7 protein-coding genes are annotated in these 14,238 nt (G+C 48.2%); 4 read left to right on the forward strand and 3 right to left on the reverse strand.

Annotated elements, in window-relative coordinates:
* Window positions 1-16 precede the first annotated feature (16 nt).
* From Q0577_RS00625 to Q0577_RS00635, 3 genes are all read left to right on the forward strand, one after another.
* Window positions 17-4,420: a DUF6443 domain-containing protein gene (locus tag Q0577_RS00625; protein ID WP_298731753.1), complete on the forward strand. Its 4,404-nt coding sequence runs from the start codon at window positions 17-19 to the stop codon at window positions 4,418-4,420.
* A 562-nt stretch (window positions 4,421-4,982) separates the two neighbouring features.
* Entirely contained in the window at window positions 4,983-5,927 is a 945-nt protein-coding gene (locus Q0577_RS00630; protein ID WP_298731755.1) for an AraC family transcriptional regulator, read from the forward strand.
* A gap of 86 nt (window positions 5,928-6,013) precedes the next feature.
* Window positions 6,014-7,264 (forward strand): MFS transporter, encoded by a 1,251-nt coding sequence (locus Q0577_RS00635; RefSeq protein WP_298731757.1) that lies wholly within the window; start codon window positions 6,014-6,016, stop codon window positions 7,262-7,264.
* Between the two features lie 12 nt (window positions 7,265-7,276).
* Here the strand turns inward: Q0577_RS00635 and Q0577_RS00640 are convergent, their stop codons facing one another.
* From Q0577_RS00640 to Q0577_RS00650, 3 genes are read right to left on the reverse strand one after another with little or no spacing between them, the layout of a single operon-like run.
* Window positions 7,277-8,818 carry a YifB family Mg chelatase-like AAA ATPase gene (locus Q0577_RS00640; protein ID WP_298731759.1) on the reverse strand — a complete coding sequence of 514 codons (1,542 nt, stop codon included), beginning with the start codon at window positions 8,816-8,818 and terminating at the stop codon, window positions 7,277-7,279.
* Window positions 8,819-8,862: 44 nt separating this feature from the next.
* Window positions 8,863-9,990 (reverse strand): FecR family protein, encoded by a 1,128-nt coding sequence (locus tag Q0577_RS00645; protein WP_298731760.1) that lies wholly within the window; start codon window positions 9,988-9,990, stop codon window positions 8,863-8,865.
* On the reverse strand, window positions 9,977-10,528 hold the full coding sequence (locus Q0577_RS00650) for a sigma-70 family RNA polymerase sigma factor (RefSeq protein ID WP_298731761.1): 552 nt from the start codon (window positions 10,526-10,528) through the stop codon (window positions 9,977-9,979). Before Q0577_RS00650 ends, Q0577_RS00645 begins: the two co-directional genes overlap by 14 nt.
* A gap of 219 nt (window positions 10,529-10,747) precedes the next feature.
* Here Q0577_RS00650 and Q0577_RS00655 point away from each other — a divergent pair, with 219 nt between their 5' ends.
* Window positions 10,748-14,227 carry a SusC/RagA family TonB-linked outer membrane protein gene (locus tag Q0577_RS00655; protein ID WP_298731764.1) on the forward strand — a complete coding sequence of 1,160 codons (3,480 nt, stop codon included), beginning with the start codon at window positions 10,748-10,750 and terminating at the stop codon, window positions 14,225-14,227.
* The last annotated feature ends 11 nt before the right edge of the window (window positions 14,228-14,238 follow it).

Below are 14,238 nucleotides of genomic sequence, written 5' to 3' on the forward strand. Positions count from 1 at the left end.
TTTGTATGCTCAAAATGTGCCAGATGGAAGTGCCCGCCCGGCTGCTATAGCCGCTCCTCCCCGTTCCGTTTATCCCAATACTACTGTCAGCTTTATTCGTACCTGGGAGCCCAATATGTCTACATCAGACCCTGCTGTCGTTGCCGCCTCAACAGATATAAATGCAGTTAAACAGGTTACTGAATATGTTGACGGATTAGGGAGGCCTTTACAAAAAGTAAGCAAAGGGTTTTCTCCATCGGGCAAAGACCTGGTAGAACCCGTAATATTTAATGCTCTTGGGCGTGAACAATTCAGGTACCTTCCCTATGTATCGCAAACGGGGAATACAAATGACGGCAAATTCAAAACAAATCCCTTCAACGATCAAAAAGCCTTTTACGAAAACAATACGTTGAACCCAGGGGCAGCAGGAGAGAGTGTTTACTATGCACAAACAGAGTACGAAGCTTCACCCCTGGACCGCTCAATAAAAACCTATGCCCCTGGAAATACATGGGCAAAGAATGATCCGGCCGGAGTAGAAAGAGGCGGCAATAAACCTGTAGAGCAGCAATACCTGATAAATGTGGCTGCTGATGCCGTGCGTGTATGGGAATTGCCTCCAAATAGCAACATACCCACGAGCAGCCGCGTATATGAAGATGGAACTTTATTCAAGAATGTAACCAAAGATGAACACGGAATGCGGCTGGTAGAATTCAAGAATAAAGATAAGCAGACGGTGCTCAGAAGGGTCGAGTTGAATACCGGCGCAGCTGATGGGCATAGTGGATGGCTATGCACTTATTATGTGTATGATGATCTGGCCAACCTGCGCTGTGTAATTCCTCCCAAAGCAGTAGACCTGATCAAAAACACTTGGGTGATTGATGCTGCAACAGCTGCAGGGCTCTGTTATCTGTATGAATATGACGGTCGTAAACGAATGATCCGGAAACAGCTGCCGGGAGCTGGCTATACAGATATGGTTTATGACGTACGTGACAGGCTTGTGTTTACACAGGACGGCAATCTGAGGGCAAAAAACCAGTGGCTGACGACTTTTTACGATGGTTTCAATCGTCCGGTAATGACAGCGCTTTATAACAGTACTACTGATCGGGTTTCCCTGCAAAACAGTATGAACAGCGCCACATCCAATACCCAGAACATTGCCTATACCTTCCCCGGAGTCGCAGACCTTGTGGTGGCAAATTATGACGGTGTAACACAAAATTACCAGGCCACCAATTCTATAACATTCGAAGATGGATTTGATTCGTTTACGAACGCTGAATTTGAGGTAGAGATCAATACCAGCGCCAACCAGGGAACCGCCACAATAACAGCGACTAATCCCTTGCCCAACATACCTTCAAGCGCCCTAACGCCATTAAGTTATGCTTTTTATGACAATTACAGTTTTCCCGGTGTGCAAGCTGCGCAAACAACCGACTTTACTAAGCCTCAAGCAGACAGTAACCCTTATGCGGAAACGGTATCTGGAATCAGCAGCATGACCAAGGGCCTTATAACAGGTACAAAAGCAAAAGTGCTGGGGACTACAGACCGATGGCTTACTACTACTATCTATTACAATGATAAAGGCAGGGTGATACAGGCTATTGCTGATAATATTAGCGGCGGACAGGACATCACCACTAGCCTCTATGACTTTAAAGGGAAATTGCTTAGTACCTACCTGAGGCAAAAGAATCCGCGTAGTGGGATTACACCTCAGACTACCCTGCTAACTATGATATCCTACGATGCTGCTGGCCGGGTGAAGACTGTCAGGAAGCGGCTGAATGACAATCCTGCCTGGGAAAGAACTATTGCAGACAACACCTATGACGAGTTAGGACGGCTGCAGAGCAAACGCCTTGGTATAAAGGGAACCGGCGCACCCCTGGAAACGCAGAATTTTGAGTACAACATCCGCGGCTGGCAGAAATCTATAAACAAAAGCTATGTAAATGCCGCCGGCAATAGCAGTAACTGGTTTGGCCAGGAGCTTAGTTATGACTATGGCTTTAATGTGAAGCAATACAATGGCAATATTGCCGGAAGTAAATGGAAAAGTGGCGGAGATAAGATCTCGCGGGCCTATGGTTACATCTATGATAATGCTAACCGCTTAACGGCTGCCGACTTTACGCAGCAGAACGGCGGCAGTACCAACTGGACAAAAGACCAAAAAGACTTTTCGGTGAGTGGCATTTCTTATGATCCTAACGGGAACATCGGTGCCATGACACAAAAAGGAATGGTAGGTACCGTCGCCACCACGATAGATCAGCTCACCTATTCCTACCGTGCCAATAGTAATCAACTGGCAGCAGTAGGGGATCCCATTAATACCACTAGTGCCAAACTGGGTGATTTCATCAACGGCACGAACAGCGGCGATGATTATGACTATGATCTGAATGGCAATCTTATCAAAGACCTGAATAAGAACATCACGGCTATAACCTATAACCATCTGAACCTGCCGCAAAGCATCACCATTAGCGGAAAAGGTAGCATTCAATACCTGTACGACGCGATCGGCAATAAGGTGAAGAAGACGGTAATTGATAACACCGTCACTCCATCTAAAACCACTGTAACAGATTATATGTCAGGCTTTGTATACCGTGAAAATGTGCAGGAACTGGTGGGACATGAGGAGGGCCGCATGCGCCCGGTAATTAGCAATGGTCAGCTGACCGACTATGTATATGACTATTTTCTTAAAGATCACCTGGGTAATGTACGTGTTGTATTGACGGATCAACAGGATCTGAGTATTTATACCGCCACGATGGAAACGCAGCAGGCAGCTACCGAAACGGCGCTGTTCAGTAATATTGATGAAACCAGGGCCGTCAAACCGGTAGGCTATCCGCAGGATGAGACAAACCCGCAGAACCAGTATGTGGCCAAACTGAATGCCAAAGACGGCGGTAAGAAGATAGGTCCTTCACTGGTGTTGAAGGTAATGGCGGGTGACACCATACAGATTGGCGCCCGGGCTTTTTATAAGTCAGCCGGTCCCAAAGATAGTAAGTCCGTAACTCCCGAGGATATGGTGGCAGGTTTGCTGCAGGCGTTTGGCGGCGAAGCAGCATCCAGTGGCTCACATACCAATCGGGTAGCAGATCGCGTATCACCTTTTGGCAACTTTAATTCTAATGATTACCAGCGCTTAAAGGAAAGGGATGCAGACCAGAATCAGCAGGATAAACCGAAGGCATATCTGAATTTTGTATTATTCGATGATCAGTTTAACTTAGTGGAGGAGAACAGTGGTGTAAGACAGGTAAAAGGAGAACCGGATGAGTTGCAGACATTGGCGGTGGATAAGATGGTGATGGAGAAGAGTGGTTTTCTCTATGTGTATACCAGCAATGAAACAGAACAGGATGTGCTCTTTGATAATGTTACGGTACTGTCGGCAAGTGGGCCTTTGTTGGAGGAGACACATTATTATCCATACGGCCTTACAATGGTGGGCATTAGTAATAATGTGCTGAAAGGGACGAATTATCGCGAGAATAGGTTCAAATATAATGGGAAGGAGCTACAAAGTAAGGAATTCGGAGATGGCTCAGGCCTGGAATGGTATGATTATGGAGCGAGGATGTATGATGGGCAAATAGGACGATGGAATATGCAAGATCCTATGACTGATAAAAGGTCGTGGCTTTCTCCATATAATTTCGTACAAAATGACCCGATAAGCAGGCTTGATCCAACCGGGGAGTTAGATACGAGATACGAGGATGAAGACGGTGTTTTGTTGGGAGAAACCAATGATGGTAATGATGCTACCGTTACAATTGCGAATGAGAATAAAGATAAGTTTGTTCAAGAGTTTAATTCTCTTAATAACAATACGGATGCTCAAAACAGTCAGGCAACTAATGAATATTGGATACAAGAGTATGGTGTAGAGCTGAGCGCTAACGAAGGAGACAAAGTTCCGACATGGGCGGCCAAAGCGATTGATCCTACCGGGGTGGCATTATCATCGGCAGGATTATTAGTGTCCAGTACTGATCAATATCTCAAAGGGGCCACTTTCCGGCTTTTCAATAAGAAAGGCACCAACTTTAGCCCAAAACTTTATAAAAGCGGATGGAAGGGAGGAAGCGCAGGTCAGATCAAAACATACAATACTAAATATGCTAATATTGGCCTTACTTGGCTTGGCCGAACATTAGGAGCTTACAATGCTTTTATGATTTATCAGCAAGCACAAAATGGTGAGATCACAACAGCACAGCATGTGATCGAACAGGCCTCCAATGCTTATTCGACCTTTGGAGGTGTGCCAGGCGCTGCTTGGGGAGTAGGCTGGGAAATCGGGCGTGTGATCACGCAGATACCCGGATATCATGAAAACGTTCGTGTTCCGTTACAAAAGTTTTTTGGAGTTCATACTGAAGATTAATAAAAATGATATTTAAAGTTTATTATTATTGTTACTATCTGTTATACAGCCGGGTAATTCCTGATCTGACGCCATATTCAACAGCTGTATTTGTTTTTGGGGTATTGCTATCATTTTTAGTAAATGGTATTGTTGATGTTATAAGTATTTTATTATTCTGTCAGGGAATAGGTTTATACCCAATGGTAGGGATCGCAGTTTTGTCGTTGATTACGAGTTATTTGTTATGTGTCAAGTATGGTAAAGGGAGGAAAATTGTTTCGGAGAAGCCTCTTTTTTTTGGGAGTCATCGGCTTAGTATGACAATTGTTCTGGTAAGCTCGTTAGCAATTATCTCCTGGCTTTTCTGGGGGCCTATTTATACCCGGAACCTTCTTGAAAAGTGCCGATAAATAATAGAGAACTGACAACAAGGTTATAAGTAAAGCAAGCCTCGTCGATCGCCGGGGCTTGGTTTATTTAGAGAAAGCCCTTTAAGTTTGCGGCTCGTGCTTATCCCAAAATGCACTACCTTTGAATTGTATAAGCTTATCTGAGAAGTTCAACGGTAAACCAGGTGCATATGAATAAGAGCATACCCACGGAAAGCCTGCTGCAGTACTACGAAAGAACAGGGATGCACATCCCGCAGGACCTGCTGCAGGGCGGGCAAGGCAAAGGTCATTTTAACGCCAAAACGGCGCAGTGTCCCTTGCCTAAATCACCCTTTAACCGCAGGGACTATTACAGGATCTGCCTCAGCAGTACCGGTATTGATAATACCAGCGGTATCCTGGTATACAATGACCGCGAAATACATTTAGATCGGCCCAGCCTGGTGTTAACGCATCCCAACGTACCGGCATCCATTGAGATTACCGCCGGCCCGGTGTACCGTCACTATTGCTTTTTCAATAAACCCTTCATTGAAGGGCATATTTCTCCAGACATACAATATGCCTGCTCCCTGTTTAATCCTGCCGTGCATCCTGTCATAAATTTATCTCCGGAAGAAAGTGAACGCCTGAGCAGATACTTTAAGGAAATGCAGACGCTGCAGGATTCAACTTATCCTTTTAAATGGGATATGATCCGCAATATGTTGCAGCTCCTGATCCATGAAGCCATCCGCCTGCAACAACAGCAGCTGTCAAAGCCGCCTGTCATCCAGGATCGCCTGGTGAATTCCTTTTTCACTTTGCTGAACAAACAATTCCCGGTCGATTCTCCCCGCAATGCACTGAAACTACTGATGCCTTCTCATTTTGCAGACCAGCTGCATGTGCATGTAAACCATCTTAACAGCGTAATAAAAAAGTATACCGGTAAAACAACGCGCGCTATCATCCAGGAACGTATCATTTCAGAGGCAAAAGCCCTGCTGAGAAACACAGACTGGAATATCGCGGAGATTGCCTATGCGCTTGGGTTTGAATACCCGTCACACTTCAACAAGTTCTTTAAACAATTTACCGGGCTTGCACCCATGGAATTCAGGCTGGCCGGTGATCCGGCCTACCGCCTTTGATTTGTATAAGCATACCTTTGAACCGTATAATTCTCCCGGCGCGGGCTTGGATATCTTTGCAGCTTCACCAACTAAGCGTTTGACAGATGAAAAGAATCAGGACATCCATGATCGGAACAAACACAATTGTTGCTTTGGGTTTGATCCCCCTTTCCGGGTTTGCCATGGATATATTTATTCCATCATTACCGGATATGGCGGAAAAACTACAGGCTGCGCCATCAGCTATCCAACTCACCCTTTCGCTATTCATTATCAGTTACGGCATCTCACAACTGCTCGTGGGCGGATTGATCGATACCTTTGGCCGTTATTGGCCCAACCTGGTATCATTGCTGGTATTCAGCGCGGCCAGTTTCGTGATTGCCTATTCGTCTGATCTGCAGGTTATTTATGCCATGAGGATCGTGCACGGTTTGACGGTTGCCGTCATCGTAGTGAGTAAGCGCTCCTTTTTTATTGACATGTTCACCGGAGAACGATTGAAAAAATATACCAGCCTGTTTTCTGTTATATGGGCCATTGCGCCTATTGTGGCGCCTTTCCTGGGAGGATTTTTTCAAACAAGCTGGGGCTGGTCCTCCAACTTTATCTTCCTGGGTTGTTTTGGTCTGTGCTTCTTCTTCATTGAGCTGCTGATAGGCGGAGAATCCCTGAAGGAAGCACAGCCATTCAATGCACGTGTGATCCTGAACACGTATGGCAGTATGGTCAGAACACCGGATTTTACTTCAGGCATGATCATACTCGGACTCACTTATGCCATGGTATTGTTATATGGAATGTGCAGCCCCTTCCTCATCGAAAACCAGCTGCACCTGGATGCAACGGTAACAGGATATTGTTCACTCTTCTCGGGTGTGTCAGTGATGATTGGCAGCTCCCTGTCAAGGATGATGATACAACGGCCTTTCCTCAGGAAACTGTTACTGGCCTGCGGTCTGCAGCTGGTAACCGTGGCAGTATTGATACCGCTGACAATCTATTATCACAGCTTATGGACACTGCTGTTGTATGTATTCCTGCTGCACAGCGCAGGCGGATTTATTTTCAATAACCTGATGTCCTATTGCCTCATCCGCTTTCCGCAATATGCAGGAAAGGCCAGCGGACTGGTTGGCGGCGGATTTGGCATTATAACATCTGTTTTCAGCTCGCTGCTGGTAAATACCGTGAACATCACCAACCAGGCCATGCTGGGGATTGCTTACACCGTATTAGCTATCCTGATATTACTGTTACTGGTAAAAACAAAATGGAAAGGTGCAGAACGCCCCGCCTTTAACCCTGCCCTTCAAACAAACACTAATCACAAATCGCCAACAACTAACAGCTAACAGCTCCTCATATCATCTTCCCCAGCTCTCGCGGTCCAGGCTTCTGAACTGTATGGCCTCCGCGATATTCTCCTGCTGGATATGCTCACTGCCTTCCAGGTCTGCAATGGTGCGGCTTACCTTCAGTATCCGGTCATAAGCCCTGGCAGACAGTTTCAGCTTACTGATGGCGTTCTTCAGCAATGTGCCGCACTGGTTGTCCAGCCGGCACATTTGTTTTAGCAGCTTGCTGTTCATCTGCGCATTACAGTAAATTCCTTCGTATACTGCAAACCGTTGTGCCTGTATTTCCCTGGCCCGCATCACCCGCTGTCTCACCACATCGCTGGATTCTGGCTGCTCCTGTGAATGCAGGGCGGTAAAAGATACCGGCGTTACCTGAACGTGAAGGTCTATACGATCTAACAGCGGGCCGGATACCCGGTTCAGGTATTTCTGCACCATGCCCGGTGCACAGGAGCACTCCCTCGATGGATGATTGTAGAAGCCACAAGGACATGGATTCATAGCAGCAATCAGGGTAAAACTTGCTGGGAATTCAACCGCTATCCTCGCGCGTGAGATGGTCACCTTCCGTTCTTCAATAGGCTGCCGCATTACTTCCAGCGCTTTTCGTTTAAACTCCGGCAGTTCATCCAGGAACAGTACGCCGTTGTGCGCCAGTGAGATTTCCCCTGGTTGTGGAATGGAGCCTCCGCCCACCAACGCGGTATCACTGATGGTATGATGCGGATCACGGAAGGGGCGCCGGGCTATCAGCGAAGCATGCTCCGGCAGCTTGCCCGCAACAGAATGGATCTTGGTGGTTTCCAGCGCTTCGTGCAGGCTTAAGGGTGGGAGGATAGTGGCGAGTCTCTTTGCCAGCATTGTTTTACCAGCACCCGGCGGCCCGATCATGAGGGCATTATGTCCGCCGGCGGCCGCTATTTCCATGGCCCGTTTCACCGTGTACTGCCCTTTAACATCGCTGAAGTCTACGTCAAAATCTCTTTGCGCCATCATGAACTCCTGCCGCGTATCTACGTGTACTTGTTGCAGTGAGCCGGGGTTCTGCAAAAAACCGATCACCTCACGGATGTGCGATACGCCGTATACTTCCAGTTCATTCACCATAGCGGCCTCACGGGCATTCTGCAAAGGAACGATCAGTCCTTTGAATCCTTCCCGCCTTGCCTGTATGGCAATTGGCAAAGCGCCCTTGACAGGCTGAATGGTACCGTCAAGCGACAGCTCTCCCATGATGGTATACTGCGATAACATTTCGCCGGGCATCTGTCCGGATGCGGCAATAATGCCAAGAGTGATGGGCAGGTCGTAGGCAGATCCGGCCTTCCTGATATCTGCCGGGGCCATGTTCACTACGGTACGGAAACGCGGAAAGCGGTAGCCCAGGCTGACGATGGCAGACTCAATCCGTTTCTCGCTTTCTTTTACAGCGTTGTCTGGCAGCCCTACAATAAAGAAACGCGTGCCTCTCGGGAAAACATTCACTTCGATGGTGATGGTAATGGCGGCAACGCCCTGTACCGCGCTGCCAAAGGTCTTAACAATCATGGATGATGATATGGTTGGTTGGTAATGAAATTAAATTAAGTAAGCTATTTTATGTGCAGCACGCTGCCTTTGTACTCGAAACGCAGCCCGGATGTGCGTTGCAGATGCTCAATAAAAACAGCCAGCGGTTTGTTTTTATGGATAACGCCGGAGAAACGTTTGTTAACAATACCGGGATGATCCAGCACTACATCCACACCGTACCAGCAGGGTATTACCCGAGCAATCTCCTGTAGCGGCGTATCGTGAAAAAGATATTCCCCCTTCAGCCAGGAAAACGTTTCGGTTTTATTGAACGGCCGTATTTCCATGCCCTGGTGTGAAAGACAAACCGCCTGGGTGCCTGGTTGCAGCAGCTGCACATCATTACCGGCTTTTATCTTTACGACGCCCTCCAGCAGGGAAACGGTGGTACGTTGCCGTTGGTAGGTATTTACATTAAAGCTGGTGCCCAGCACTTCTATCACTGATTGCGGCGTGTACACAATAAACGGCTGGCCAGCTTTCTTTGCCACCCTGAAGTATGCTTCGCCATTTATGCTGACCTCTCTTTTATTGTCCGGGAACGAGAACGGGAAACTCAAGGTAGTACCGGCGTTCAGCCTGATCTCGGTACCATCGGATAATAAGAGCGTATAGTCTTTCCCGGGTGGAACGATCAGTGTATTCACCATTTTGTTGCCCGCGGCGGTAAAGGTCAGCGTATCATGAAATCGCCGCAGGTAGGCATCTTTCAGGGGGATGTGCTGCGGACTGTTATCACCCAGGCTGATCAGCCGCCCATTGCCCAGCTGCAGGCAAACTTCCTGCCTGGCCGCCGGCATCGGGGCAGGGGCAGATGGCGGCCGCTGTGCACCGGGCCACTGCAAACTGGCAACCAACAGTAATAATATTGCGGCGGCCCATCCAATGTCGTAATACCGGCGCCGCTGCTTTCGCTGCCGTTGCTCCAGGGTGGTGAGCACCTTTTCTGCAAACGCTTCATGCCGCGCAGGATCAAGCGCCTCCCGGCCTTCCGGTGTGGAAAAGGTGGCCTGCAGGGCAGTCCAGGCTTCGGCAATGGAAGGGTCATCCCTGATAAGCCTGTCTACCAGTGCTTCGTCAGCAGGGTTGATATCGCCGGATATTTTTTCAATTAAGAGGATGTGTATGTCTTCACTATTGTATTCCATCTCCACCAAAACGTTTTCTTAAAATGCTGATCGCACGGGTTAGCTGCGATTTGACGGTATTTATACTCACGGCCATCTGTGCGGCTACTTCACTTTTCTTTTTATTTTCTATAACGATCATATGGAACACCCTGGACGCCTGCGGCGGCAGTGCGCTCATGTAATAGCTGACGTTTTTATATAAAGGGGCCTGCAGGTACTCCGGCAGCAGCGGATGGATATATGCTTCCCCGGCGGCCGCATATTCCCTTGTTTTGCGGCTATACACCTCCCGTTTGTCCAGCACATCGTTACAACGGTTACGGACAGACTGGTAGAAGAAATATTTAACAGACCGGTCAATATTGATCCGGTGCCGTTTTTCCCATAACGCCAGGAAGAACTCCTGTACCACATCCTCCGCCAGCTGAAGGTCTTTCAGCCGGAAATAGGCTGCCGTCCGCAGCGGCATACTGTACTTCAGGAAAAGCGCACGGAACCCTGCTTCCTGGTTGTTTTTCATTTGCTGAAAAAGTACCTGGTCATTATCTGCTACCATGATCAGATGATTTTAACCTCTCTCCGGATAATATGTACGCGCTTTTGATCACGGTGGTTTTATATAGAGGCCCAACTGATTGAAAAATCCCGTAATTTTCTAGTATTAACAAGTAATTAACTATAATGTAAAATATTTACATAATCTTCCGGTTGATTGAAAAAAAGTCCGGGGTTCCTTACACCCTTTTTGTGAAGTCAACCGTCTCATAAATATCCTGTGAAGAAAAGATTTCCATACCCAGGTATATGGGCTAACCTATGGCTGGTGATCTTACTGCTTGCCGGCAGCTTGTCCTGTTCCTATGCCTATGGCTTTTACCAGGCCAAAGATAAAGTAACGGTTTCGGGTGATCATATCGCCCTGCGGGAAGTGTTTGCTATCATACAGAAGCAGACCGGCTACCATTTCTTCTATTCCGGAGAACACCTGGATAGCCGCGAGAAGATCAGTATACATGTAAAGGACGCTCCGCTGGAAAGTGTGTTGCAGTTCCTGTTCAAAGAAAGAGGCCTGGAATGGGCCTACAGCGAAAACGTAATTCTCATCAGAAAGGCAGCAAAGGCTGACAAAATATTAACAGAGGGGCGGGACTCCCTCCTGACGATGATCACAGGCAAAGTAACCGATGCAGCTGGCGCTCCCCTTGTGGGCGCCACTGTGTTGGCGAAAGGAACGGGCAGGGGAGAGGTCACCAATGAAGAAGGGAAATTCTCCCTGTCAAAGATAAACGCCGGCGCTTCGCTGATCGTCAGTTTTGCAGGCTATCAAACCCGCCAGCTGAAAGTGAGCTCGCAGGCAGCGCTCAATATTCAGCTGGAAAAAAATATTATCGACATAGCAGGCGTGTCTGTAGTGTCTACCGGCTATCAAACCCTTCCTAAAGAAAGAGCTACCGGTTCCTTTGTGAAGATCGGTAATGACCTGCTCAGCAGGAAAGTGAGCACCGGTATACTGGACCGCCTGGAGGGTGTTAGCAGCGGCGTGCTGTTTGACCGCCGTGATCCGGCTAATCCACAGATCCAGATCCGTGGCCTCTATACCCTTACCTCTACCATTGCGCAGCCGCTGATCGTGGTGGATAATTTTCCTTACGAAGGAGACATCAATAATTTTAACCCGAACGATGTAGAAAGCGTGACGATACTGAAAGATGCCGCAGCAGCCTCCATCTGGGGCGCTAAAGCAGGAAACGGTGTGATCGTGATCACTACTAAAAAAGGCAATTTTGATCAAAAGCCTGTTGTTTCACTTAACACGAATGTAACCATCCTGGATAAACCTGATCTATACACCCTTCCACAGATACCCGCTTCAGACTATATTGATCTGGAGCGGTATTTATTTAATAAGGGCTATTATAACGGGCAGCTTTCCGGCTTCAGGCGTCCTTTAACACCCGTAGTGGAACTGCTGGCCAAACAACAGAGCGGCCTTATATCTGCTGCGGAAACAGACGCCGCCATCAATGCGCTGCGCAATACAGATGTGCGGAATGATTTTGATAAGTATATCTACCGCAAAGGGGTTAACCAGCAGTATGCCGCCAGCATCAGCGGCGGTGGTAAGCATGTGAAGTACTTCTTCTCAACGGGCTTTGACAGGAACCTCTCCACCCTCAGGGGGAATGACTACCGGCGTATCACCATCCGTTCAGAAAATACCATACAGGCCCTGCCTTCACTGCAGCTGACAGCGGGGGTACAGTATACACAGGGTAATCTGGCCAACAACAGCCCGGGGGGATATGGCTCCGTTAATTACCGCCTGCTTAACAGGGCGCTGCCTCCATACGCACTCCTGGCAGATGATGATGGCAATCCCCTTCCCATCAGCAACAAATACCGGGCGCCTTACCTGGATACCGTGGGCAGGGGTATGTTGCTCGATTGGAGATACCGTCCCCTGGAAGAGCTGGCGCTGAATGATAACACTACAAACACTAAACTGCTGATGGCCAACATCGGTGCGAAGTATGACATCTTTCCTTCGCTCAGCGCCGAAGTAAAATACCAGTATCAGCGAACAGACAGAATCTCCCGCGTGTACTATGATGAACGCAGCTTTTATGCCCGCGACCTGATCAACCGCTTCACGCAGCTTGACGGCGGAAGCCTAGAATATATTGTTCCCCGCGGGGGCATACTGGATTTGTCCAATACCAACCAGGAAGGGCATATGTTAAGAGGTCAACTGAATTTTAACCACGAGTGGAACAGCAAACATGAAGTGGCCGCCATCGCCGGGGCTGAAATGCGGCAGCTGCATACCCTTGGTAACAGCCATCGTGTATACGGATCAGACAATCATACCGGTGCTGCCAACGTTGATTATGTGAGCCGCTATCCGCTCATTACCGGCGGGATGGATGTTATTCCATCCTTTGCAGATCTTACCGGGTTGCTGGATCGCTTTGTGTCGCTCTATCTCAATGCGGCCTATACCTATGATGACAGGTATACTATTTCCGCCAGCACGCGTAAAGATGCTTCCAACCTTTTTGGCGTGCAAACCAACCGCAAAGGAGTACCGCTCTGGTCTTCCGGTATCGGCTGGAAGATTTCCAGCGAGCGCTTTTATAATTTCGCATTATTGCCTTACCTCAATTTCCGGGTCACCTATGGCGCCAGCGGTAATGTAAATAACACCATTACGGCGCTGACCACCATCCTGCGCTCACCGGCGGCTTTCCAGAGTACCAACATCCCCTTTGCCAGCATCGCGAATATTGCCAATCCTCACCTGCGCTGGGAAAAAGTAAGTACCCTGAATATCGGGCTTGATTTTGCCCTGCAAAATAACCGCCTCTCGGGCAGCCTGGAATTCTATCATAAACAATCCATGGACGTGATAGGCTTAGAACCGCTGGACCCTACCACAGGTTTGGGCACGATATTGACCAACTCTGCGGATGTGAAAGGAAAAGGTGTTGAATTGCAGCTGCACAGCCGGAATATTACCGGTGGCGCTTTTAAATGGCAGACCAGCTTTATGCTGAATTATGCCGACTATAAAGTAGGGCGCTATCTTTCTACGGCCCCTACCGATGGCTTTGTCTCGGACGGTAGTTCCATTAATCCTTTGCCCGGCTATAATCCTTACCTGGTGGTCAGCTACAAATGGGCAGGACTGGATCCCCTCACCGGCGACCCACAGGGGTATATAGACGGTCATATCAGTAAGGACTATGCCGCATTGACGCAGGCACCCATCAGCGAACAGGTGACCCATGGTCCTGCATTGCCGCCTGTTTCGGGGAACCTGTTGAATACTTTCTCCTGGAAGGGCATTTCACTTTCAGCGAACATTACTTATAAACTAGGATATTATTTCAGGAGGAGTACCATCGCTTATGGCTCACTATACGCATCCGGGACGGGGCATAGCGATTACCTGAAGCGCTGGCAGCAGCCCGGTGATGAAAAGTTCACCAATGTGCCTTCTATGATCTATCCCAACCCAAGTTTTAACCGGGATAAATTTTACACTTATTCTGAGATTACCGTTGAGAAAGGTGATCATATCCGGCTGGAGGATGTCCGCCTGAGCTACCGGTATGGAAATTACCAGGTATACGCCTATATGAGCAACCTGAATGCATTGATATGGAAAGCCAACAAAGCAGGGCTGGATCCGGATGTACCCAATGGCTTAAGGCCGCCCCGTACCATTGCCCTGGGAGTAAAAATGGATATTTAAAACTATTGCCT

The sequence above is a fragment of the uncultured Chitinophaga sp. genome (genome assembly GCF_937898475.1).
In the GTDB taxonomy this organism is placed as follows: Bacteria; Bacteroidota; Bacteroidia; order Chitinophagales; family Chitinophagaceae; genus Chitinophaga.

Coding starts and splice junctions, on each gene's coding strand:
- Q0577_RS00630 (WP_298731755.1), top strand. CDS start 4,983: ATGAATAAGAGCATACCCACGGAAAGCCTGCTGCAGTACTACGAAAGA.
- Q0577_RS00635 (WP_298731757.1), top strand. CDS start 6,014: ATGAAAAGAATCAGGACATCCATGATCGGAACAAACACAATTGTTGCT.
- Q0577_RS00640 (WP_298731759.1), bottom strand. CDS start 8,818: ATGATTGTTAAGACCTTTGGCAGCGCGGTACAGGGCGTTGCCGCCATT.
- Q0577_RS00645 (WP_298731760.1), bottom strand. CDS start 9,990: ATGGAATACAATAGTGAAGACATACACATCCTCTTAATTGAAAAAATA.
- Q0577_RS00650 (WP_298731761.1), bottom strand. CDS start 10,528: ATGGTAGCAGATAATGACCAGGTACTTTTTCAGCAAATGAAAAACAAC.